The sequence below is a fragment of the Corallococcus sp. BB11-1 genome (assembly GCF_026626625.1).
In the GTDB taxonomy this organism is placed as follows: Bacteria; Myxococcota; Myxococcia; order Myxococcales; family Myxococcaceae; genus Corallococcus; species Corallococcus soli.
Genome location: NZ_JAPNJY010000017.1, coordinates 1 through 22516, shown reverse-complemented (window position 1 = coordinate 22516; position 22516 = coordinate 1). Strand labels below are relative to the sequence as shown.

Here is a 22516-nt window from a genome sequence, read left to right as displayed (position 1 = left end):
GGCAGGCGGCGGGGCGGGGACCTCACCGCGACGGTGGCATCCGTACCTTCTGTCCAAGCCCAGGAGGAGGCTCCATGCCCACCCGTCGCAAGGCCAACGCCGCCCCGGCCCGGGGCGCCCGCCGCAAGCACGCCACCGCGTCCCCCGCGAAGCGCACCGCGAAGAAGGGCCACGCGTCCGTCAGCGGTCGCTACACCGACCCCGCGCTTCGCGAGCGCCTCAAGAAGCGCATCATGAAGGGCGCCAAGGGCGGCCGGGCCGGGCAGTGGAGCGCCCGCAAGGCCCAGCTGCTCGCCAGCGAATACAAGAAGGCCGGAGGCGGCTACACGGGCGCGCGCGCGAGCACCCAGCGCCACCTGTCCTCCTGGACGCGGGAGCAGTGGCAGACCCAGGAGGGCGGCACCCGCGCCCGCCATGGCCGCACCACCGCGCGCTACCTGCCGAAGGACGCCTGGGCCCACCTGAGCCCGGCGCAGAAGAAGGCCACCGAGCGCCGCAAGCGCACGGGCTCCCGCGCGGGCCGGCAGTTCGTCGCCAACACCCCCGCCGCGCGCCGGGCGAGGAAGCAGGCCTCGAAGCGCTAGCGCCGCTCCCCGGGGCCGTGCGCCCCGGTCCTCCCGCGCCGTTGGCATACAGTGCGGAGCCCCGGGGCGGGTGACACGCTTCCGGGTGGAGGACCCATGGACTGCGACTGGCTCATCATCGGCTCGGGGTTTGGCGGCAGCGTCAGCGCGTTGCGGCTCGTCGAGAAGGGCTACCGCGTCGTGATGCTGGAGAAGGGACAGCGCCTCCAGGGGCAGGACTTCCCCAGGTCCAACTGGAACCTGAAGCGCTGGCTGTGGATGCCCCAGCTCGGGTGGCGCGGCCTGTTCAAGATGACCTTCTTCCGCCACGTCACCGTGCTGTCCGGCGTCGGCGTGGGGGGCGGCTCGCTCGTCTACGCCAACACGCTGCCCGTGCCGAAGGACGACTTCTTCCAGGCCCCTTCCTGGGGCCACCTGGCGCCGTGGAAGGAGGAGCTCGCGCCGCACTACGTGACGGCCCGGCGCATGCTGGGCGCCACCGTCAACCCGCTGAGCACCTTTCCGGATCAGGTGCTCAAGGAGGTGGGCCAGGACCTGGGCCGCCCCGACTTCCAGCCCACCACCGTGGCCGTCTACTTCGGCGAGCCCGGCGTCACCGTGAAGGACCCGTACTTCGACGGCGAGGGCCCGGAGCGCACCGGCTGCAACGCGTGCGGCGGCTGCATGCTGGGCTGCCGCAACAACGCGAAGAACACGCTCGACAAGAACTACCTCTACCTGGCGGAGAAGCGCGGCCTCACGCTCCACGCGGACACGGAGGTCACCTGGGTGCGCCCCCTGCCTGACGGTGACGGCTACGAAGTCACCGCGAAGGAAGGCACGGGCTTCTTGCGCAAGACGCGCCGCTTCACCGCGAAGCACGTCATCTTCGCGGGCGGGGTGCTGGGCACCCTGGACCTGTTGCTCAAGCTCAAGGAGCGGCCGGACGGCCTGCCCCTGCTCTCCCCACGCGTGGGGGACGGCGTTCGCACCAACTCCGAGGCCCTCATCGGCATCGTGAGCCGGAGGAAGGACCACGACCTGTCCCGGGGCATCGCCATCGGGTCCATCCTGCACACCGACGCGCACTCCCACCTGGAGCCGGTGCGCTACCCGGCGGGGTCCGGCTTCTTCCGCCTGCTGATGGCGCCCCACGTCCCCGGGGCCACCCTGGTGAAGCGCCTGGCGCGCCTCGTGGGGATGCTCGCCCGGCACCCCGTGCGCTTCCTCCAGGCGATGTTCGTCCGGGACTTCGCGCGCCGCACGATGATCCTGCTCTACATGCGCACCATGGAAGGCCACCTGCGCATGCGGCGAGGCCGCGCGCCCGGCACCGGCTTCCGCACCGGCCTCACCACCGGCCTGCAGGAGGGCCCCGCCCCCACCGTCAACATGCCGGAGGCGTTCGACCTGGCCAGGCGCGTGTCCGACAAGCTGGACGGCTACCCCATGACCATGGTCAGCGAAACGCTCATGGGCATCCCCACGACCGCGCACATCCTGGGCGGCGCGTGCATGGGCGACTCGCCGGCCACGGGCGCCATTGACTCACGCCACCGCTTGTATGGCTATGACGGGCTGTATGTGGTGGATGGCGCGGCCATCTCCGCCAACCCTGGCGTCAATCCCTCGCTCACCATCACCGCCCTCGCCGAGCGCGCCATGGGTTTCATCCCCGCCACCCGTGAGCTGCCCCGGGGAGACACCGACGCCACGCTCGCGGCGCCCACGCTGCGCGCCGCGGCGTCCTGAAGCCACGTCACGCCCTGCCCTGAAGGGCTTGCAGGGAGAGGTGGGCGCCGTCGCGACGTGTGCGCGGCCGCCCCCGGGACCCGGAAGTCCGCCCACCGCCTGCCGCAGCCGTGAGCCTCGTACTCCGGTCTGGGGTGCCGCCTCACGCGTGGACGTGCGACCAATGGCGGTGCCAAAGTCGCATGCGGGTGAAAGGGATTGGTCTCCGGTCGAGGCCCCCCTTCACCTCTGGCAGGGGGGCAACAGTGTTCATGCGCGATCACTCCAGGTGCCCTCAAGCAGGATGGTCGCATCATTGAATTACTTGTAGTTCTAATTATACCTGTTTAATCGCTTCCACCACCTCCAGCCACCGCCTCCGGGCTGGGGTGAAGGGATGTCTTCGTCCATGTCAGCCTTTTCCGCGCATGTCCCGATGCATGCCTCGCAGGGCCTGGAAGGGCGTGCCGCGGCGCTGTTGTCATTGCATCTGCGCGACTCCCGCGGGCGGGTGGACGCCCTGTTCACCTGGCTGATGTTGGGGCAGTGGTTCGCCGCCGTGCTGGTGGCGGTGTTCTTCTCGCCCTACGCGTGGGACGGCAGGGTGCGCGGGCTGCACGTGCACGTGCAGACGGCGGTGCTGCTGGGGGCGGCCCTGAGCCTGTTCCCGGTGTTGCTCACGCTCCTGCGTCCGGGCGAAGCGGTGACGCGGCACGTGGTGGCGGTGAGCCAGATGCTCTGGTCCGCGCTGCTCATCCACCTGACGGGGGGGCGCATTGAAACGCACTTCCACATCTTCGGGTCGCTGGCGGTGCTGTCCTTCTACCGGGACCCGAAGGTGCTCCTCACCGCCAGCGGCGCCATCGTGGTGGACCACTTCCTGCGGGGCGCGCTGTGGCCGGAGTCCATCTACGGGCAGCCCCACCCGGAGTGGTGGCGCTTCCTGGAGCACGCCTTCTGGGTGGCGGTCATCGACGCGGTGCTCCTCGTCGCGTGCCGGGACGCGCTGCGCGAGCTGCGTGAGAAGGCCACGCATCAGGCGCAGGCGGAACAGACGAGCGAGCTGGAGCTGGCGTCGCGCGCGGGCCAGCTGGACGCCGCCGTGCGGGAGGTGCTCGCCTTCCGCGACCACGCCTGCCGGCTGGAGCGGCTGGCGTCGCTGGGGCAGCTCACCGCCAGCGTCAGCCACGAGCTGCGCAACCCCCTGGCCGCCGCGCGCACCGCGCACGCGTTCGTCCTGCGCCGCATGCGCAAGACGGAGGACGGCACCACGGATCCCCGCATCCCGCGCTTCCTGGACATCATCGACCGGGAGCTCCAGGCGTGCTCGGTCATCATCTCCGACCTGCTGGACTACGCGAAGGGCCGTCCGCCGCGCTTCACGCCGTGCCCGCTGGGGCCGCTGGTGGAGGAGGCCATCAGCGTGGTGCCGGTGCGCGACGGCGTGCGCGTGAAGAACCTGGTGCCGGACGGGCTGCCGGTGCCGCACCTGGACCGCGAGCAGTTCCGGCAGGTGCTGGTCAACCTCATCCAGAACGCGGTGGAGGCCATCCCTCCGGAGCGTGGGGGAGAGGTGTGCGTCCACGCCGACGCGTGCGGGGAGGGCGGCTGGAGCCTGCGGGTGACGGACGACGGGCCGGGCATCCCCGCGCCGCTGCTGGAGCGCATCTTCGAGCCCATGTTCACCACGAAGCTGCGCGGCACGGGCCTGGGGCTCGCCATCGTGAAAAGCCTGGTGCAGGGCCATGGCGCCCGCATCCAGGCGGAGAGTGACTTCGGTCACGGCTCCCGTTTCACCGTCCTGTTTCCCGACGCGCGCGTGCCGGGTGTCGCGGTGCCCCTGCATCCCTAGCGGGCGGGAAGGTCCCTTCAATCAGTGTGGCGGGCAGCTCCACGTACGTGGTCAGGGAGGTGGCATGCAGGCACAGGTGAAGCCGTCGAGGGAGGCCGGTCACGTGGATGCGGACTGGGCGGTTCGACGCATGGCTGCCACGGAGCAGGACACCGCCCGGGGGATGTTCTTCCTGGGGGTGCTGGAGACGGTCCGCACCGGCCTGGGGGACGAGGCGGTGGTGACGTGCCGCGGCGCCACGGACGAGCGCCGGTTCGTGGGCTTCTTCAACTATCCCGTGTCCAGCTTCCTGAAGATGGCGCAGGTGGCGTCGCGCGTGCTGGCGCCCCGGTGGGGCGGGGCGGACGAAGCGCTGCGGCAGATGGGCATGCAGGCCACGCGCAGCTTCCTGGAGTCCGCGGTGGGGCGCACCTTCCTGCTGCTGGCCGCGGGCGACACGCGCAAGCTCGTGTCCAACCTGCCCTCCGGCTACCAGATGGCGGTGAGCTACGGGGATCGCTCGGTGGAGTGGAAGGGGGAGTCCGAGGCGCTGTTCGTCATGCGGCGCGACTTCATGCCGGCGCCCTACCATGAGGGCGTGCTGCGCGAGGTGCTCACCATGGTGGGCGCCAGGAACCCGCGCATCCAGGGCCGCAAGCTGGGCCTGCTGGACACCGAGTACCACATCACCTGGGACCTGCCGCTCGCGCTGCGCCCCCCGGGCCCGGCGATGCCCTGGCGCCTGTTCCAGTAGGAGACCCGGGAACTTGCGCGGGCGGGGCGGGGGAGCACGATGGCGGTGCTTCCTCCGCACCGTGAGGCCCCCCCGTGAGCAGCAGCAGCGACAGTCAGGAACGGACAGCCCGTTGGCGGCGGTTCCTGTCGGACACCCGCATCGGCTCGGCGCCCCGCGCCGGGTCCAACGACGAGGCGGCGACGGCGGACGCGGCGCACCGGCAGTTGGACGAACGCACCGACTACAACCGGGACTACGATCGCATCGTCTTCTCCAGCGAGTTCCGCTGCCTGCACGACAAGACGCAGGTGTTCCCGCTGTCGACGAGCGACTACACGCGCACGCGGCTCACGCACAGCATCGAGGCGTCGTGCGTGGGGCGCTCGCTGGGGCACCAGGCCGGACTGGAGCTGCATGCGCAGGGCGTGAAGCTGGTGCCCTCGGACCTGGGCACCGTCGTGGCGGCGGCGTGCCTGGCGCACGACATCGGCAATCCGCCCTTCGGGCACTCGGGGGAGGACGCCATCCAGCACTGGGTGGAGCAGCGGCTGTCGCCGCCCGGTGAGGGGGCTCGCAGCCCCTTCGCGACGGAGGCGGAGTGGAGGGACCTGCGCGACTTCGAGGGCAACGCGCAGGGCTTCCGCATCCTCAACCGCCTCCAGTCCCGCGAGCGCCGGGGCGGGCTGCGCTACACGGCCGCCACGCTGGGCGCGATGAGCAAGTACCCGCGTCCGTCCGTGCTGCCGGGCGCGCGCCCGAAGGTGAAGGGCCGCGTGTCGGAGAAGAAGTTCGGTTACTTCCAGGACGACCACGACCTGGCGCTGGAGGCCTACCGCGCCACGGGCCTGCGGGAGCGCGAACCGGGCGTCTTCTCCCGCCACCCGCTGGCCTTCCTCGTCGAGGCGGCGGACGACATCTGCTACGCGGTCATCGACCTGGAGGACTCCGCGAAGCTGGGGCTCGTCCCCATGCTGCGAGCCTGTGAGCTGCTGGAGGCCGTGCTGCCGGAGCCCGGGCGCCGCAAGCCGCCCCGGCACCTGGAGACGCGCATGGCCCAGGCGCGCGCGGGTGCCATCGGCAGGCTCATCCCGCAGTGCGTCCAGGCGTTCATGGACCAGGTGCCCGCGCTGGAGGAGGGGACGGCGGAGAGGTCCCTCACGTCCCTGCGGCCCGACGTGGAGTCCGCGCTGGAGGCCATCACCGACTTCACCAGCGAGTTCGGCTACCGCAGCGAGCGCGTGCTCCAGATTGAGAGCGCGGGCTTCAAGACGCTGGGCGGCCTGCTGGACATGTTCGCCACGACGGTGGTGACGGACACGCCCAACCGCGAGGAGAAGAAGCTGCGCCAGCTGCTGCCCCTGGAGTGCTTCCAGCGCCCGGAGTACGCGGCCGCCGACGAGGAGAGGCCCCCGAAGCGCGACGAGGCCATCCTGCGCCTCACCCCGTACCAGCGCCTGCTGTGCGTGACGGACTACATCTCCGGCCTGTCGGACAGCCGCGCGGTGGAACTCTTCCAGCGCCTGTCCGGCATCAAGCTGCCCACGTAGTCAGGGCTGCTTTCGCCGGTCGCTCCCCGGGCGGTCGCCGGGAACGTGCGAGCCCGGCCTCCGGGCGCTACGCTTGCCACCATGTGTGGCCGAGTCACCGTCCGGACCTCTCCCGCCCAGCTCGTCGCCGAGCTGGAGCTCGCGGGCGCGCGCGCGACGCTTGAGCGCGAGCGCTTCAACCTCTGTCCCACGCAGCTCCTGCCCGTGGTGCCCAACGACGGCGCGCGGCTGCTGGACGTGTTCCGCTGGGGGCTCATCCCCTCGTGGGCGAAGGACGCGTCCATTGGCAACAAGCTCATCAACGCACGCGGCGAGACGGTGGCGGAGAAGCCCAGCTTCCGCGCCGCGCTGAAGCGCCGGCGGTGCCTGGTGGTGGTGGACGGCTGGTACGAATGGAAGCAGTCCACGAAGCCCAAGACGCCCTACCTGTTCCACCACCGCGACGGGAAGCCGCTGGCGCTGGCGGGCCTCTGGGAGGAGTGGACGGCGCCGGACACGGGCGAGGTGCTGCGCACCTGCACCATCATCACCACCGGGCCCAACGCGCTGATGGCGCCCATCCACGACCGGATGCCCGTCATCCTGTCGCCGCAGGCGCAGGCCGTGTGGCTGCGCCCGGAGCCGCAGGAGGCGGCGGACCTGCTGCCCCTGCTCGTCCCCGCGCAGGACGCGCCCCTGGAGGCCTACGAGGTGGCGCGCGTGGTGAACTCGCCCGCCAACGACGGGCCGGAGTGCGTGGCCCGGCTGGCGGCCTGACTCAGGACTTCTTGCGGCGCAGCAGCGCGTCCAGGCTGAACGGGCCCCCGCCGATGAGGAGCACCGCGACCATCACGGTCAGGTAGAGCAGCGACAGCTCCATTCTTCCGAATGGATCCGCGCGGTGCCGGAAGAGGGCCACCAGCATGGTGAACCCGGAGAACAGCGCCGCGGGCCGCGTCAGCAGCCCCAGCGCCACGGCGATGCCGCCCAGGAACTCCGCGAGCGCCGCGCACCAGGCGAAGAACATGGGGGCGGGGAAGCCCATCTTCCCCACCCCTTCGGCGAAGCCGGACATGTCCCCCGTCACCTTGCCCAGGCCGTGCCCGAAGGCCAGCGTCAACCCGAACACCACCCGCACCAGCGTCCAGCCCACCGCGCTTCGTCCCGTCATGAACCGTGCCCTTCCAGGGATGCGTCGTCGCGGCGCATCCTGGCACGGGCGGTGGCGGGGGGCGCCCTATTGTGGTGCCCCCGCGTAGAACCGGAGGCCCTCGTCCGTCCAGCCGCTGGCGACGAGCGAGGCCCGCTCCGCCTGCGACGTCGTGAAGGTGTGCCGGGACGCGGCCGCGTGCACCAGCCGGTACACCGGCACCCGGCAGGGCCCGGGCGCGGTGGCCGCGTAGAACCCGATGCCCTCATCCGTGGTGTAGCCGTAGGTGGACTGCGCGCCCTGCTTCTCCGCCGCGTCGATGGTCCAGAAGTGCTCCAACACGGTCGGGTTGTAGAGCCGGTACACCGGCGACAGCCCCGTCGCGGCGGTGGTGGACGCCCGGAACGCGATGCCCAGGTCGTCCGTGTAGCCCCAGTCCCGGCCCGCGCTCTCCGCCTCCGACAGCATCGTCGTGAAGAGGTGGTCGCCCGACGTGGGGTTGCGGCGGTGGTGGACCGGCGCGCTCACGTCACAAGGCGCGGCCACGGCCTTGTCCCGCCACTCGATGGCGCCGATGCGGGCAGGGGGCTGCGCGGGGGACGCCTGGGGCCAGTACACCGCCTTGAGCACCTCCGACGGCAGGGCCTGGCCCCGACCCCAGACGTCCGCGCTGGCGGGGTCCTGGGTGAAGTCCTTCACCGCGGCGTTGACGAAGAAGGGGTGCCGGGTGCCGCCGGAGCGCTCCACGGACTGGGGTTCGCGGCCCGGGTTCGCGGCGCGGAACGCGGCGAGGCTCGCGTAGGACGCGGCGGAGGTGTTGGCCGCGCGCTGGAAGCGGATCAACGTGGCGGGCGCGCTGGTGCTGGCGCGGTAGTAGGCCTGGAAGTCGTGGGCCTGGAGGATGGCCGGGGCGCCGTAGGCCGTCGCCGGGTTCGGGTCGTCCACGTTCAACAGGGGCCGGGCCGACAGCGAACCGGACAGCACGTTGTTCATCAGCACCACCGCCTCCGCGTTGCAGGTGTTCGCCAGCGGCCCCACCGACGAGGGCTCGCAGTGGTCGTAGTTGCCCGCCACCTGCGGGTCGCACCCGTTGGCGGTGGTGCAGGCCTTGCCGCCCGGCAGCACGTCGTTCGTGAAGCACCGCTTGTCGTCCACGATGCTGACGTTGGCGGAGTACCCGTCGCTGGACGCGTCGTTGTCCACGGCGGTGTTGTTCCACAGCTGCACGTTGCGCGAGCCGAACACGGCGATGCCCGTCCTGCCGTTGTCATGCACGACGTTGGAGGCGAGGACGCCGTGGTGGGACACCTCGTAGAAGAGGCCCTTGTCGTCGTTGTAGCGGGCCACGTTGCGCGCCAGGATGAACCAGCGGTTGCCCGGGTTCGTGGCGCCGCAGCCCTGGTCGCACCAGAAGCCGTTCGCGGCGTTGTGTTCAAACAGGTTGTTGAACACGACGCCGTCGCGGATGAACGTCACCTTCATCCCGGCCTCCACCGTGTTCGCCCACCGCCGCACGTTGTTGTAGGACATGACGTTGTCCTCGACGATGAGCCGCTGCGCGTTGCTCGCCTGCGCGCCCGTCCACCCGTTGTTGACGAGCACGTTGCCCGACAGGCGGATGTCCCGGCCGTGCGCCACGGCCACGCCGTTGGCGGCGTTGTTGGCGACGGTGGAGTTCTCCAGCACCGCGCCGGAGTCCGACTCGGTGTCCCGGTACAGCAGCACCGCGCCCTTGTAGTAGGTGAGCCCGTTGACGGTCCGGCTCCAGTTCACCGTGCACGTCGCGTAGTTCTGCACGTCCAGCCCGGCGAACTTCACGAGCGGCGCGTTCGTCCTCAGCGCCCAGCGCTTCAGCGCCACCTCCACCTCGGTGGGGCTGTCCGCCAGGGTCAGCACGTTCGTCGCGGCGTCATAGCGGTACTGCCCGCTGGACAGCGGCGCGCCCGGCGCCACCCGCCGGAGCGGGATGCCCGCGCGCGTGACGGCGAAGGGCGTCTCCGCCCCGTAGTCCCGGCCCGCCTGGCCCAGCAGCACCGCGTCCGCGCAGTCCACCTCCACCGGCGTGGGGTCGAACCCCGACAGCGTCTTCGTATAGGGCCCGCTGCCGCTGAACCCCGTCACCGCCACGCTGCCCCGGAGCGACACGACGTCGCCCTTGTAGCGCTGCACCGTCACGCGGGCCCGGCTCACGGTGAGCTCGCCCTCGCGGTAGGTGCCCGCCTTGAGCACCACCGTCCACGTCGTCGCGTCCGCGGGCTTCGCGTTGACGACCTGGAGCGCGCGTCCCAGCGTCTGGTACGGCTGCGCCTCCGTGCCCGTGCCGGTGCTGTCATTGCCCCCCGGCGCCACGAAGACGGCGTTGGCGGAAGGGGGCTCGTAGAAGGCCGTGGGAACGGGTGGCCGTGAATACACATGGGCCACCAGCCCCTGGCTCGCGGTGGTGAGGCCTTCGTCCGAAGACTCCCCTCCCGCCTCCAGGGGCGTGAAACACGCATGTATCAAGGGGAGGATACAGAGGAGCGCCAGGGCTCTAGTTTGGAGGGGAATTCTTGTCTTCATCAGGAGGCGGACAATACGGTGCTACGGCCTCCAGCAGTACCTCCATGTGCAGGGGTTTCTGGAGCAGGCCCACCGCGCCCGCCATCAGCTCCGTGTTGAAGCTGGCGGTGAGCACGAAGACCGGCAGTCCGCAGAGGGTCGCATCCTCGTGCAGCCGTTTCAGGAAGCCATAGCCGTCCATCACCGGCATCATCAGGTCGAGCAGGACGATGCAGGGCTTGCGACAGGACGCGAGCGCCAGCAGGCCTTCCTCGCCGTTGCTCGCCGTCAGGACGGAATAGCCCTCGAGTTCAAGGTAGCGGGCCAGCACTTCCAGCTCCGGCTCGTCATCGATGAGGAGAATGAGGGGGGTCGCGTTCGCGTCGGGCACGACTCTCTCTTCCGTGGGGTTAGTTGGAAGCTAGGTCGCCCGAGCGCCGCACTGCCCAGGGTGGGCTGATCATTCCGGGCAGTCCGCAAGGGGGGCGGGTGGTGGGGCGGGGGCCCGGCTGGCCGTCTGCCCGTGAACAGCCGCGTGGCGACCCTTCCGCACCGCGGGTGGGGGTGGCCCCCACCGCCAGATGACGCCCACCGGTCATCCGTCTCCATCCAACGGGAGGGGCCGGCGCGCTAACCCCCTGATGCCCCACGTCTCCCGGCGAACGGAAGCATCCCGGCGCCTGCCCACCTCCACGGTTTTCATGGTTGGCGTGGAACTGGCGCCTCGACTGACCTACAGTTCTTGAACGGAGGGGGAAGGTTGCCCGAACTGCCACCCAGCGCGTATCCGGCCTTGTTCGAGCACATGCGCGACGGTGCGCTCGTGCTCGACCCGACCCTGCGGGTCGTGGCCGTGAACCGCGCCGCGGAGGGGCTCCTGGGCCCCCGCGACGTGCTGGTGGGCCTGCCCGTGGAGCGCGTGCTGCCGGGCTGGACGCCTCCCGCGCTCCCGCCGGGAGGAGGCACGCCTCCGGAGACGGAATGGCAGCTGGGCCCGGCGCACGCGGTGCGGGTGCTGGCCCTGCCGCAGCCGGGCGACGGTGGCTGGGTGCTGATGCTGCGGGGCCTGGACGGCACGCTGGAGGCGGAGTCCATCCTCCGGCAGCAGAAGGAGTTCTTCGAGGCGGTGGTGGACCACAGTCCGGTGGCCATCGTGACCATCAGCCGCGCCTTCGAGGTGCTCACCTGGAACCCGGCCGCGGAGCGGCTCTTCGGCTACACGCTCGAGGAGGCGCTGGGGCGCAACATCCTCAAGCTCGTGGCCAACGTGGACGACATCCGCCCGGAGGCGGAGGAGACGTCGCGCGAGGCGCTGCGCATGGACCGGGTGCACGTCGTCACCCGGCGGGTGCGCAAGGACGGCACGGTGGTGGACGTGGAGCTGCGCGCCCTGCCGGTGATGGTGGCGGGCCAGTCGCTGGGCTTCATCGCCATCTACCACGACGTCACCGACCTCCAGCGGGCGCGCCAGGCCGCCGAGGACGCCAACCAGGCCAAGAGCCTGTTCCTGGCCACCGTGAGCCATGAGATCCGCACGCCGATGAACGCCATCATCGGCATGGCGGGGCTGCTGATGGACACGGCCCTGACGCCCGAGCAGCGCGACTTCGCGTCCACCATCCGCCAGAGCGGTGACGGGCTGCTGGGGCTGCTCAACGACATGCTGGACTTCTCCAAGATTGAAGCCGGCCGGGTGGAGCTGGAGGAGAAGCCCTTCAACCTGCGCCAGTGCGTGGAGTCCGTGTTGGACCTGCTGGCCATGCGCGCCAGCGAGAAGTCCCTGGACCTGGGCTACCACGTCACGGACGAGACGCCGGTCAACGTGGTGGGCGACGGCGCGCGGCTGCGACAGGTGCTGCTCAACCTGGTGGGCAACGCGGTGAAGTTCACCGAGCGCGGCGGCGTGTCCATCTCCGTGGACGCGCCCCGCCAGCCCCTGGCCCCGGGCGGGGCGTTCGAGCTGCACTTCGCGGTGCAGGACACCGGCCTGGGCATCGCCGAGTCCGCGCGCGGCGGCCTGTTCGAGCCCTTCAACCAGCTGAACGAGTCGGTGTCCCGGCGCTACGGCGGCACGGGCCTGGGGCTCGCCATCAGCAAGCGGCTGGTGGAGGCGATGGGCGGGCGGCTGTGGATGGAGAGCGAGGGCGTGCCCGGCAGGGGCGCCACGTTCCACTTCACCTTCCAGGCGCGCGAGGCCCCGCGCAGCGGCAACGCCCCGCGCCCGGATCCGCTGAAGCTCCAGGGCCGGCGCGTGCTGGTGGTGGACGACAACGCCATCAACCGCAAGCTGCTGGGCCGGCAGCTGTCCGCCTGGGGCATGGACCTGGTGGAGGTGGGCTCCGGGACGGAGGCGCTCGCCCGCCTGGAGTCCGGGGCCCGGTTCGACCTGGCCATCCTGGACCACCGCATGCCGCTGATGGACGGCCCCACGCTCGCGGGGCACATCCGCCAGCAGCGCGACGCGCGCGAGCTGCCGCTGCTGCTGCTCACGTCGTTCGACCAGCGCGACGCGCAGCCCCCGGGGTTGTTCACCGCGGTGCTGCCCCGGCCGGTGAAGGCGTCGCAGCTGCATGACGCGCTGATGACGTGTCTGGCGCAGGACCTCATCTCCGCGAAGCCGCCCGTCCCGGTGCCCGCGCTCGCCACCCGCGAGCGCTCGGTGTTCAACGCGCGGCCCGGTGACCAGATGCCGCTGCGCATCCTGCTGGTGGAGGACAACCCCACCAACCAGAAGCTGGCGCTGCTGGTGTTGGATCGCCTGGGCTACCCGGCGGACACGGCCTCCAACGGCCGCGAGGGCCTGCACGCCCTGGCGCGCACGAAGTACGACGTCGTGCTGATGGACGTGCAGATGCCGGAGATGGACGGCCTGGAGACCACGCGCCACCTGCGCACGGAGGTGCCGCCCAGCGAGCAGCCCTGGGTCATCGCCATGACGGCCAACGCGATGACGGCGGACCGGCGCGAGTGCCTGGACGCGGGCATGGACGACTTCCTCAGCAAGCCCATCCGCGTGGAGGAGCTCATCTCCGCGCTGCGCCGCGCCTGGGAGCGGCTGCCGCGCGGGCCCGAGGCCCTGCCCGTCGCGCACGCGCGCCCCACGGAATTGCCCCGCGTGGGCACCCCGCGCATCCGGGGGCTGGAGACCTCCGCGCTGGAGCGGCTGTGGCAGTCGCTGGACGGGCAGGTGGAGCGGATGCTCCCGGAGCTCATCGACACCGCGCTGGACAGCATGCCCCGGCTGATGGACGACGCGCGGACGGCGCTGGCCCTGGGCGAGCTGGAGAACCTGGCCCGCGCGGCCCACACGCTCAAGTCCAACGCGGCCTACTTCGGCGCGGCCACCCTGGAGTCGCTGTGCTGGGACATCGAGCAGCGCGCGGACGCCCGGGTGCTGGAGGGCCTGGCGCCGCTGGTGGCCCACTGCCAGGAGGCGCTGGAGGAGTGCCGCCAGCTCCTGGAGCAGCTCAAGGGCTCCATCACGTCCCGGGCCACGGGCTGAAGCCCCGGGGGCCGCCCGTCAGAGCCGCTGGGGCGCGTTCGGGTCGGTGATGGTCAGCGGCTGACGCTGGCCGTCCGGCGCGACGAGCTGGGCGGTGAGGGAGAAGTCCGGCCCCATGCGCAGCTCCAGCGTGGTGGGCCCGGGGTGGGCCAGGCGCCAGTCCGGTTCGATGCGCACGGTGCCCAGCAGCTCGCGCTCCACGGTGGTGCGGTCCAACGCCTCGAAGAGGGCCACCGGCACGGGGCCGGCCCACTGCGGCAGCTCCAGCACCACGGAGCGGGTGCCGGGCACGGGCGTGTTGGCGGGGAGCACTTCGTGCTGGCCTCCGCCGGGCACCATGGCGCCAATGGGCATGGGCACCACGTCCGACAGGCCGCTGATGCCGCGCGCCAGGTTGCGGCCCAGGATGGCCGCGCCCACGGCCACGCCCAGCTCCGGGTGCACCTCCTTGTCCGACGACAGCTTGCGGAAGTGGGACAGGCGCTTGCGGATGGCGGGCATGCGCGTCTGGCCGCCCACCATCACCAGCTCGTCGATGGCCTCCGCCTTCATCCCCGCCTTCTCCAGCACGTCGTCGCACGCGGCGGCGGTGCGCTCGATGAGCTGGAAGACGATGGCCTCCACCTGCTCCCGGGTGAGCGTGTAGTTGAAGTCCACGAAGGCGCCGTCCTTCTGGGTGATGCACGGCACGCGCAGGGGAACGGACGTGGCGTTGCTGAGCGCCATCTTCGCGGACTCGGCGGCGAAGACCAGCCGCTGCATGACGACCTTGTTGCCGCGCAGGTCGATGCCGTGCTTCTTGCGGAAGTCCTCCACCAGTGCCTCGACGATCTGCTCGTCGAAGTTGGCGCCGCCCAGGAACGCGTCGCCGCCGGTGGCCAGCACCTTCACCACGCGGTTGCGCACCGCCATGAGGGTGACGTCGAAGGTGCCGCCGCCCAGGTCGAACACCATCACCGTCTGCTCGGGGTTGCGCAGGTTGGCGTAGTAGAGCGCCGCGGCGGTGGGCTCGTTGACGATGGCGCGCACGCGCAGGCCCGCCTTCTCCGCCGCGTGACGGATGGCCTCGCGCTGGCGGATGTTGGCGTGCGCCGGCACCGTGAGCACGCACTCCTCGAAGCGCGCCCCGGCCGCGTGCGTGGCCAGGGTGTTGATGTGCTTGAGGATGTGGTGCGCCACGTCGATGAGCGGCGTCACCTTGCCGTACACCTCCACGGCGGTGTAGCCGTCCGGGCCCTCCACCAGCTCGAAGGCGAAGCGGCCCCGGTGGCGCGCCACGTATTCGGACTGGAAGCGGCGGCCCAGGAAGCGCTTGGCGCCGAAGATGGTGTGGCGCGGGTCGTCGATGATCTGCCGGCGGGCCGCCGGGCCGACGATGGCCTTGTCGCCCGCGTGGAACCACGCGATGGAGGGCAGGGTGAGGCTCTTCTCCGCGATGGGCACCACCCGCAGCTTTCCTGCCTTGTCGAAGAAGGCCGCCGCGGTGTTGGTGGTCCCGAAGTCGATGCCGAGGATGGGGGCGGCGCTCGTGCTCATGAGGTGGCCCATCCTCGCACGTCTCGGCGCGTCGCGGCACCCGTCCTCCCCGGGGATGTCAACGCCCCGGGGAGCCCCTTCCCGGGGACGGATGGCGCACGCCGCGGGCCGCGCGCTCAGGGCCCGGGGGGCGTGTTGTAGCCGGCGTCGCCGTAGGGCTTCAGGCGCTCCAGCCACATCTGCTCCAGCACCTTCAGCTCCTCCACGGGCGGCGTGGGGCCGGGCTCGTCCAGGGGCTCGAGCTGATCCAACACCTCGAAGGAGAAGGCCGCCTCTCCATGCTGTTCCCAGTCCGCCTGGAGCTCGGGGACGCGGTGCATGCGCTGGGCGAACTCGAAGCGGATGCGATTGAACATCGCGGGCAGGTTGAGGCTGTGGCCCACGAACACCTTGCCGTTGACGCGGTTGCGGATGGCGTAGATGCCCATGGGGACGGTGGCCTCCTTGTAGGCGCGCTTGCGCTCGGCGCGGGACGCGCGCGAGTCCTCAACCGGCGACATGGCGGCCTCCGTACCCGAGCGCCACGAGCTTCCCTTCCAGGCGCTCCTTCGCGGCGGGGTCGCGCGGGCGCACCCAGTCGTGGCCCAGCCGCGCCCAGTCCGCCTCCGTCGCGTCGATGCCCAGCGTCCGCAGGAAGTCGGCCTCGCAGACGAAGTACTGGTGGCGGAAGGGGAAGAGGAACCCGCCCTGCGCCGCGAGCGACGTCGCCGCCTCCTCGTAGGTGGCGAACCAGCGGTTGAGGAAGGAGCCCCGCTGCTTCTGGAAGAACACGCCCGTGTCCAGGCCCGGCGCGGGCACGGCCTGCAGCGCCTGCTTCAGCTGCGTCCAGGTGGCATGGCCCGCTTCGCGCGCGATGACCGTGAGCCCGTGCTTGTGTTTCACGGTGTCGCGGCGCGCGAGCACCTCGCCCAGCGACAGGCCGGCGAAGAAGGGCAGGGCGCGCATGCGCTCGGCGGCGCGCGTGGCGCGGGGGGCGTCGGAGGAGTCCAGGTCCTTGAGCAGGAGCGACGCCCGGACCTTGCATTCATGAAGCGTGAGCGTGGAGGTGCTGCCTGTTCCCATGACGATTCCTTCGGTGGCGGCCCTCACCCGCTGGTGGACCGTGGAAGGACTTCATCGGGAGCATGTCGGCTGCGGGTGAAGCGAGGGTGACGTCGTCTTTTCGGGCACAGGCGCCCCTCGGCGCCCATGGACCAATAAACCAGACGCCGCGCGGAGACGTCAATGCTAGAGGGGGCGGAGGGATGCGCGGTCGATGTCGACGGAGTCCTCGTCGGCGCCTGGCGAGGCTTCGCTGGCCCGGAAGCGCTGGCCGTCGGGTGTGACGAGGAGCCATGTGGCGGCGACAGCAGGGTCGTCCGCAGGAGGCGAGATGAGGACCTCTTCGCGAAGCAGGGCCGCGACCCGGGTGGCCACCTCCAACGAGGTGAGCACGGAGACTCCGCGGGTGCGGGAGGCATCGGCGTAGAGGGTCACATCCGTGCGGAAGCCAGACGGCCGGAGCGTGGTCTCGACGAGCACGGTCGCCTCGGCGGGCCCGTCAGCGTCGAAGCGTGCCGCCTCGCCGGGAGGAAGGCCGAGCGCCCGGGTGATGCTGTCGATGAGGCGCTCATCGCTCACGGCACCACGGACGAGAAATCCGAGGACCTGTCTTTCGGACGGCATGGTTTCCCTCTCAACCTGCTTTGTGGGCCTTGAGCGCGGCATTCCTGTCACCTGACGAGGTGCCCATCTTGTCCAGGATCTCCTTGGCGCGCGGGGTGTCGCTGAACTTGTTGTACACACCCAGCGCCTTGAAGGCCGAGCGGTTCAGCTCGTGCAACCCGGAGCCTCGGATGGGGAAGAGCGTACCATTCGTATGGGCACCGTAGGTCCGCCCGTTGATGGCCCAGGTCACGGTTCCGGACTCGCTGCCCTTCTTGGCCTTGCCATCGTTGATCTCCCGCACATCCCGGCCGACATCGACCCGGGACTCGATGACGGTGTTCTTGTCCTTGGCGACGGAGGACTGATCGACCTTGCGGATGAAGTGCCGGTCGGCGGGTCGGGTCGTGGGCTTGGCCGGCTTGTCCGCCCAGGCGGGCGGCGCGATGAGCAGGACACCGAGCGCCATCAGCACGGTGGCCAGGGTCAGCGGGAGGGACGGCCTTGGAGCAGCGTGGCGATGCATCGTGTTTTCTCCTTGGCGGCGGCTCGCGAACCCGGGTTCAGGACTCGGACTGCCCCCGGCGCAGGCCCAGGGCCTTCATTTTTTTATAGAAGTGGCCCCGCTCCAGGTCGAGGATCCGCGCCGCCTCCGTCACGTTGTCATGCGTGTGGGCAAGAACGTGCTGGATGATCTCCCGCTCCGCGTCCTCCACCTGCTCGCGGAACGTCTGATCCACGCGGGGCCGCCAGCCCACGGGGCCCGCCGCCACGGGCGCGGTGGCCACGGCCGTCACCGGGGCCAAAGGGGCGTCTCCGCCCACGGTGGCCGCGGGCATCGGGGGCAGCTGCCGGCCCCGGGGCAGCAATTCCAGCGCGTCCGTGCGCGACACGACCGGGCCTTCACACAGGATGGCCAGCCGCTCCACCAGGTTGCGCAATTCGCGCACGTTGCCCGGGTAGTCGTACGCGCTCATCACCGCGAGCGCGTCCGGCGACAGCATCAGGGGCCTGCGGCCGTTCTTCGCGCACGCCTCGCTCAGGAAGGTGTTGATGAGGTCCGGCAGGTCCTCCGCCCGCTCGCGGAGCGGGGGGGAATGAATCTGCACCACGTTGATGCGGTAGTAGAGGTCCTCGCGGAACCGCCCGGCGGCGATCTCCTTCTCCAGGTTCTTGTTCGTCGCCGCGAGCACGCGCACGTCCACCTTGAGCGTCTCCGCGCCGCCCACGCGCTCCAGCTCTCCCTCCTGGAGCACGCGCAGCAGCTTCGACTGCATCGCGGCCGGCATGTCGCCAATCTCATCCAGGAAGAGGGTGCCCTCGTGCGCCAGCTCGAACTTGCCGCGCCGCACGCTCACCGCGCCGGTGAAGGCGCCCTTCTCGTGGCCGAACAGCTCGCTCTCGATGAGGTCGTGCGGCACCGCCGCGCAGTTGAGCTTCACGAACGGGCCGCCCTTGCGCTTGGAGTGCTGATGCAGCGCACGCGCGATGAGCTCCTTGCCGGTGCCGTTCTCGCCGGTGATGAGGACGCGGCCCTCGCTGGGCGCCGCGCGCTGGATGAGGGAGAAGATGCGCTGCATGGCCGGCCCGCCGCCCACCATGTCGAAGCGGCCCAGCTGTGCGCGCAGCTCCTGCAACTCCTCCATCGCCGCCTGGTGCTTGAGCACGTTGCGCAGCGCCACCAGCAGCTTGTCGCGCGCCAGCGGCTTCTCCAGGAAGTCCCTCGCGCCCAGCTGCGTCGCCTTCACCGCCGTGTCGATGGTGCCGTGGCCCGACATCATGATGACGGGCAGCTCCGGCTTGAGCTCCGTGAGCCGGGCCAGGACCGTGAGGCCGTCCATGTCCGGCATCTTCACGTCCATCAGCACCGCGTCCACCGGACGCGCGCTCACCACGTCCAGCGCCACCTGTCCGCTGCTGGCCAGCTCCGTGCGGTAGCCGGCCAGCTGCAACGACTGGCTCAGGGTGAGGAGGATGTTCTTTTCGTCATCGACGATGAGGACGGCGGCGGGCATGGGCAAACCGGTCACACTCTCACGGAAATAATCGGGGCATCAAGCGACTCGTACGGCCCTGAAGGAGCAGGAGGGGACAAACCTTTTGACTCTCCCCTGGGTGTCCGACTACACGCGACAGGCTTGGTCCGCGCGCTCGCGGGCCACCTTTCCCGTGAATGATGTACGGAGGAATGATGCATCGGATTTCGCTTTGGGCGGGGTTGGCCCTCGCCGTGGCCGTGCTGACCGGGTGCCCGCCCACCTACCCCAAGTGCAACGACGACGAGACCTGCAAGGAGAAGGGCGAAGTCTGCGTCCAGGGTCAGTGTCAGGAGTGCGCCACGGACGACAACTGCCGTGAGGGCTTCACCTGCCAGGCGAACAAGTGCGTCCCCAAGCCTCCCGAGTGCACCACGGACGCGGCCTGCGGCTCCGGCCGCATCTGCGAGGCCGGCAAGTGCGCCGAGGCCCAGTGCAAGGACGACTCCGCGTGCAACGGTGGCAAGTGCGAGGGCGGCCGCTGCCAGGCCCCCAAGGACACCTGCACCGCCGCCACCGACTGCGGTGAGGGCCAGGACTGCCAGGCCGGCCGCTGCGTGACGGCCTCCGCCGACTCGCGCTGCGACTACGCGCCCGTGCGCTTCGGCTTCAACGAGTCCACCCTGGACTCCAGCGCGCAGTCCCGCCTGGGCGACCTGGCGGCCTGCATCAAGGCGGCCACGGGGAAGATCACCCTGGGCGGCCACGCGGACGAGCGCGGCACGGAGGAGTACAACCTCCAGCTGTCCAACCGCCGCGCCGCGGCGGTCAAGCGCTACCTGACCGACCTGGGCGTGCCGTCCAACCGTCTGACGACGGTGGGCTACGGCGAGACGCGCCCTGTCGCCAACGGCGCCAGCGAGGAAGCGTGGGCGGAGAACCGCCGCGTGGAGTTCCAGCGCTAGTTCTGGGGTAGGCTCTGGCGCGACATGGCCGCCCTCGAGTCGGAAACGCGTCAGTCCTACCTGGTCTTCGCCTGTGGAAGCAGTTGGTACGCGGTGCCCGCGGAAGCCGCGGCGGAGGTGGTCACCTTCCCCGAGCTGACGCGGGTACCGGGTTCCCCGCCCCACCTGCTGGGCGTGTTCGCGCACCGGGGTGAAGTCATCCCGGTCGTGGACATGAGCCTGCTGGTGGGAGGGGTGACCGCCGGCTCCCGCCGCGCGGTGCTGGTGCGGCTGCCGCGCGGAACGCTCGCCCTCACCGCCAGCAGCGTCGCCGGGGTGTCCCCCGTGACGGGCGCGCTGGAGCCCCTGGGCCCCACGGGCGTGCACGTCCACCTGCGCGGCCCCGGCAAGAGCGGCGCGCGCGACGTGGCCGTCATCGACCCCGAAGGCCTCTTCGACCACCTCAGCCAGGGCGGCTAGCGCCATGCCCCGCGCTGCCCGGGTCGAGGGGACGCTCCTGTGCCACGTGGGCCTCCACCGCCTCGCGTTCGAGGCGAACGAGGTGGCCTCCATCGCCGCGCCGGGCGACGACTGGGTGTCCGCCCGCCGGGCCTTCCGGGAGTCCGCGGGCGCCCAGCGCGTGCTCGTCACCCTCACGGGTGAGGCCGTGGGCGTGGACGGGCTGGAGATCGACGCGGAGGCGCTGTCGGTGCTGCCGCCCTCGCCGGTGGTGGCGGGCGCCTCCGGGGGAAGCCTGCGCGGCTTCGTGCTGACGCGCGGGGTGCTGTGGCCGCTGGTGCACCTGGACGGCTTCGAGCGCTACCTGCGCGGCCTGGGCCCGGAGGCCGCATGACGCCGCCCCGGGAGCTGCGCGGCCTGGCCCGCTGGACGACGCGCCCCCGCGTGCTGGGCAGCTGCGTGGGCGTGGTGCTCGCGCTCGTGCACATCCACCTGTCCCACACGTTGCCGAAGGAGGGCCGGCTTCCGCTGTCCATCCTGGGGGTGTGCGCGCTCGCGCTGTTCCTGGGCCTGGGCGGGCTGCGCGACGGCCGCGCCCTGCGCACGTTGATCGCGCTGGGCGAGGGCCGGCTTCCCTCCACGCCCGAGCACCTGCGCCGCGCGCTCCAGGAGGTCGCGGCCATGCCGGGCGTGGGCTTCTGGTTCGCGCTGCAGGGGTGGCTGGGCGGGACGGTGCTGGTGGCGGTGTCCTTCCCGCTGCTGGCGCACGTGCCGTGGACCGAAGGGCTGCGCGTGGTGCTGATGGGCCTGTCCCTGGGCCCGCTCAGCTCCATGCTCGTCTACCTCATGCTGGTGCGCCGCTCGCGCGTCACGCTGGAGCGGCTGGTGGCGGAGGGGCTGTCGCCGCTGGAGGTGCTGGCCGCGCTGCCGCCCCGGCGCATGCACATCCGCCGTCGCCTGGTGGTGTTCACCGCCGTCGCGGTGTTGAGCCCGTCGCTCTTCATCCTGGACGTGGCCTTCACGCGCACGGTGGCGGTGGTGGACGCGTGGGCGCAGGCCACCACGCCCCAGGAGCGCGAGGCCATCCTCGTGCGGGCCCGCGAGGGCGAGGGCGCGCCGCTGGGGTTGCTGGCGGGGCTCGTCACGGTGCTCATCCTGGGCACCGCGGCGCTCGGGGGCACGGCGCTCTCCGAACCCCTGCGCGCCATCACCGAGGACGCGACCCGCATCGCGCGCGGCGAAGTGCGCCCTCCGCGCGTCATCCTCGCGGAGGACGAGGTGTGGGCCACCTCCGCGGCCTTCACCCAGATGCAGGTGCAGCTGGTGCAGGCGCTCTCCCAGCTTCGCAAGGCGGGCATCCAGATCTCCGCCACCACGGAGCAGTTGGTGGCCACCAGCACGGAGCAGGAGGTGGGCGCGGACGAGCAGGCCGGGGCGCTCAACGCGACCAGCGCCACCACGGAGCAACTGGCCCGGTCCGCGCAGCAGATCGCCGACAACGCGGAGTCCGTGTCCGCCATCGCGGAGACGACGTTCGGCGCGGCGCAGGCCGGCCAGCGCGGCGCCACCGCCTTCCTGGGCGCCATGCAGCGCATGAAGCACGACAACGAGGCCATCGCGGACGCGGTGGTGCGCCTCAACAAGCGCGTGCAGCAGATTGGCAAGGTGGTGGAGTTCATCAACGAGATCGCCGACAAGTCGGACCTGCTGGCGCTCAACGCGGAGCTGGAGGGCACGAAGGCGGGCGAGGTGGGCCGGGGCTTCTCGCTGGTGGCCGCGGAGATGCGCAGGCTCGCGGAGAACGTCATCCGCTCCACCAAGGAGATCGAGGGCCTCATCGGGGAGATCCGCGACGCGACGAACGCGGCGGTGATGGCCACGGAGGCGGGCCTGAAGACGACGGAGCTGGGCACGCTGCTGGCGGCGCAGGTGGACGACAGCCTGGGCCTCATCCTGGAGCTGGCGCGGCAGACGTCGCACGCGGTGCGCAGCATCTCGCTGGCCACCTTGCAACAGCAGACGGGCACCGACCAGCTGGCCGCGGCCATGGGCGACATCCTGCGCGTCACCGAACAGAACGCCGCGGCAACCAAGCAGATGGTGGCGGCCAACGCGGATCTGTCCACGCTGGCGCACGACCTGCAACACGTCGTCGAGCGCTTCCACGTCGAAGCCGGGGAAGGGTAGGGCGGCCATGGGCGTGCGCATCGGCCCCCGGCGGGCCTCCTTCAGCCGGCACCTGGCGCTGCCCGTCCCGCTGGCGAACCTGGTGGGCTCCACGCTGGGTCTGCACTTCGCGTCGCTCGTGATTGGCGGCCCGCTGACGGCGCACCTGGGCTCGCTCGTCGTCCTGGTGGTGGGCGTGAGCGCGCTGCACATG

Annotated in this window: 21 protein-coding genes; 12 read left to right on the top strand and 9 right to left on the bottom strand. The window is 71.1% G+C overall.

Annotation, left to right across the window (positions count from 1 at the left end; translation table 11 throughout):
* The first annotated feature begins 74 nt into the window (after window positions 1-74).
* From OV207_RS14515 to OV207_RS14490, 6 genes are all read left to right on the top strand, one after another.
* Window positions 75-584, top strand: a complete 510-nt coding sequence (locus OV207_RS14515) for a hypothetical protein (RefSeq protein ID WP_267555848.1) — start codon at window positions 75-77, stop codon at window positions 582-584.
* Between the two features lie 96 nt (window positions 585-680).
* A complete protein-coding gene (locus tag OV207_RS14510) occupies window positions 681-2315 on the top strand; it encodes a GMC oxidoreductase (RefSeq protein ID WP_267555847.1) in 1635 nt (544 codons plus the stop codon).
* A gap of 388 nt (window positions 2316-2703) precedes the next feature.
* Window positions 2704-4146 (top strand): sensor histidine kinase, encoded by a 1443-nt coding sequence (locus OV207_RS14505; RefSeq protein WP_267555846.1) that lies wholly within the window; start codon window positions 2704-2706, stop codon window positions 4144-4146.
* A 130-nt stretch (window positions 4147-4276) separates the two neighbouring features.
* Window positions 4277-4879: a DUF2378 family protein gene (locus OV207_RS14500; RefSeq protein WP_267555845.1), complete on the top strand. Its 603-nt coding sequence runs from the start codon at window positions 4277-4279 to the stop codon at window positions 4877-4879.
* A 74-nt stretch (window positions 4880-4953) separates the two neighbouring features.
* Window positions 4954-6408 carry a dGTP triphosphohydrolase gene (gene dgt, locus OV207_RS14495; RefSeq protein ID WP_267555844.1) on the top strand — a complete coding sequence of 485 codons (1455 nt, stop codon included), beginning with the start codon at window positions 4954-4956 and terminating at the stop codon, window positions 6406-6408.
* 81 nt (window positions 6409-6489) lie between these two features.
* A complete protein-coding gene (locus OV207_RS14490) occupies window positions 6490-7164 on the top strand; it encodes an SOS response-associated peptidase (protein WP_193347957.1) in 675 nt (224 codons plus the stop codon).
* A 1-nt stretch (window position 7165) separates the two neighbouring features.
* Here OV207_RS14490 and OV207_RS14485 read toward each other — a convergent pair whose 3' ends face one another.
* From OV207_RS14485 to OV207_RS14475, 3 genes are all read right to left on the bottom strand, one after another.
* Window positions 7166-7558, bottom strand: a complete 393-nt coding sequence (locus OV207_RS14485) for a DoxX family protein (protein WP_193347958.1) — start codon at window positions 7556-7558, stop codon at window positions 7166-7168.
* Window positions 7559-7624: 66 nt separating this feature from the next.
* Window positions 7625-10039: a right-handed parallel beta-helix repeat-containing protein gene (locus OV207_RS14480; RefSeq protein ID WP_267555843.1), complete on the bottom strand. Its 2415-nt coding sequence runs from the start codon at window positions 10037-10039 to the stop codon at window positions 7625-7627.
* 28 nt (window positions 10040-10067) lie between these two features.
* Window positions 10068-10466, bottom strand: a complete 399-nt coding sequence (locus OV207_RS14475) for a response regulator (protein WP_267555841.1) — start codon at window positions 10464-10466, stop codon at window positions 10068-10070.
* Window positions 10467-10835: 369 nt separating this feature from the next.
* Here OV207_RS14475 and OV207_RS14470 point away from each other — a divergent pair, with 369 nt between their 5' ends.
* A complete protein-coding gene (locus OV207_RS14470; RefSeq protein ID WP_267555840.1) occupies window positions 10836-13577 on the top strand; it encodes a PAS domain-containing hybrid sensor histidine kinase/response regulator in 2742 nt (913 codons plus the stop codon).
* An 18-nt stretch (window positions 13578-13595) separates the two neighbouring features.
* Here the strand turns inward: OV207_RS14470 and OV207_RS14465 are convergent, their stop codons facing one another.
* The 6 genes from OV207_RS14465 to OV207_RS14440 form a co-directional block, all read right to left on the bottom strand.
* Complete coding sequence (locus OV207_RS14465; protein WP_267555839.1) at window positions 13596-15113, bottom strand: Hsp70 family protein; 1518 nt, start codon at window positions 15111-15113, stop codon at window positions 13596-13598.
* A 116-nt stretch (window positions 15114-15229) separates the two neighbouring features.
* Window positions 15230-15613: a GIY-YIG nuclease family protein gene (locus OV207_RS14460; RefSeq protein WP_267555838.1), complete on the bottom strand. Its 384-nt coding sequence runs from the start codon at window positions 15611-15613 to the stop codon at window positions 15230-15232.
* The gene (locus OV207_RS14455; protein WP_227027029.1) at window positions 15600-16175 is read right to left on the bottom strand and encodes a hypothetical protein; all 576 of its coding nucleotides are present in this window, start codon (window positions 16173-16175) and stop codon (window positions 15600-15602) included. The genes OV207_RS14460 and OV207_RS14455 overlap by 14 nt, the downstream gene beginning before the upstream one ends.
* A 165-nt stretch (window positions 16176-16340) precedes the next feature.
* Window positions 16341-16733, bottom strand: a complete 393-nt coding sequence (locus OV207_RS14450) for a hypothetical protein (RefSeq protein ID WP_267555837.1) — start codon at window positions 16731-16733, stop codon at window positions 16341-16343.
* 55 nt (window positions 16734-16788) lie between these two features.
* The gene (locus OV207_RS14445) at window positions 16789-17283 is read right to left on the bottom strand and encodes a hypothetical protein (RefSeq protein WP_193347963.1); all 495 of its coding nucleotides are present in this window, start codon (window positions 17281-17283) and stop codon (window positions 16789-16791) included.
* 37 nt (window positions 17284-17320) lie between these two features.
* Entirely contained in the window at window positions 17321-18772 is a 1452-nt protein-coding gene (locus OV207_RS14440) for a sigma-54-dependent transcriptional regulator (protein WP_267555836.1), read from the bottom strand.
* Window positions 18773-18948: 176 nt separating this feature from the next.
* Here OV207_RS14440 and OV207_RS14435 point away from each other — a divergent pair, with 176 nt between their 5' ends.
* The 5 genes from OV207_RS14435 to OV207_RS14415 form a co-directional block, all read left to right on the top strand.
* Complete coding sequence (locus tag OV207_RS14435) at window positions 18949-19698, top strand: OmpA family protein (RefSeq protein WP_193348227.1); 750 nt, start codon at window positions 18949-18951, stop codon at window positions 19696-19698.
* Window positions 19699-19722: 24 nt separating this feature from the next.
* Window positions 19723-20157: a chemotaxis protein CheW gene (locus OV207_RS14430; protein ID WP_120545466.1), complete on the top strand. Its 435-nt coding sequence runs from the start codon at window positions 19723-19725 to the stop codon at window positions 20155-20157.
* Between the two features lie 4 nt (window positions 20158-20161).
* On the top strand, window positions 20162-20530 hold the full coding sequence (locus OV207_RS14425) for a protein CrdC (RefSeq protein ID WP_193347965.1): 369 nt from the start codon (window positions 20162-20164) through the stop codon (window positions 20528-20530).
* A complete protein-coding gene (locus OV207_RS14420; RefSeq protein WP_193347966.1) occupies window positions 20527-22323 on the top strand; it encodes a methyl-accepting chemotaxis protein in 1797 nt (598 codons plus the stop codon). The genes OV207_RS14425 and OV207_RS14420 overlap by 4 nt, the downstream gene beginning before the upstream one ends.
* A 7-nt stretch (window positions 22324-22330) precedes the next feature.
* Window positions 22331-22516 (top strand): hypothetical protein (locus OV207_RS14415; RefSeq protein ID WP_267555835.1); only part of this gene is annotated, 186 nt, incomplete at its 3' end.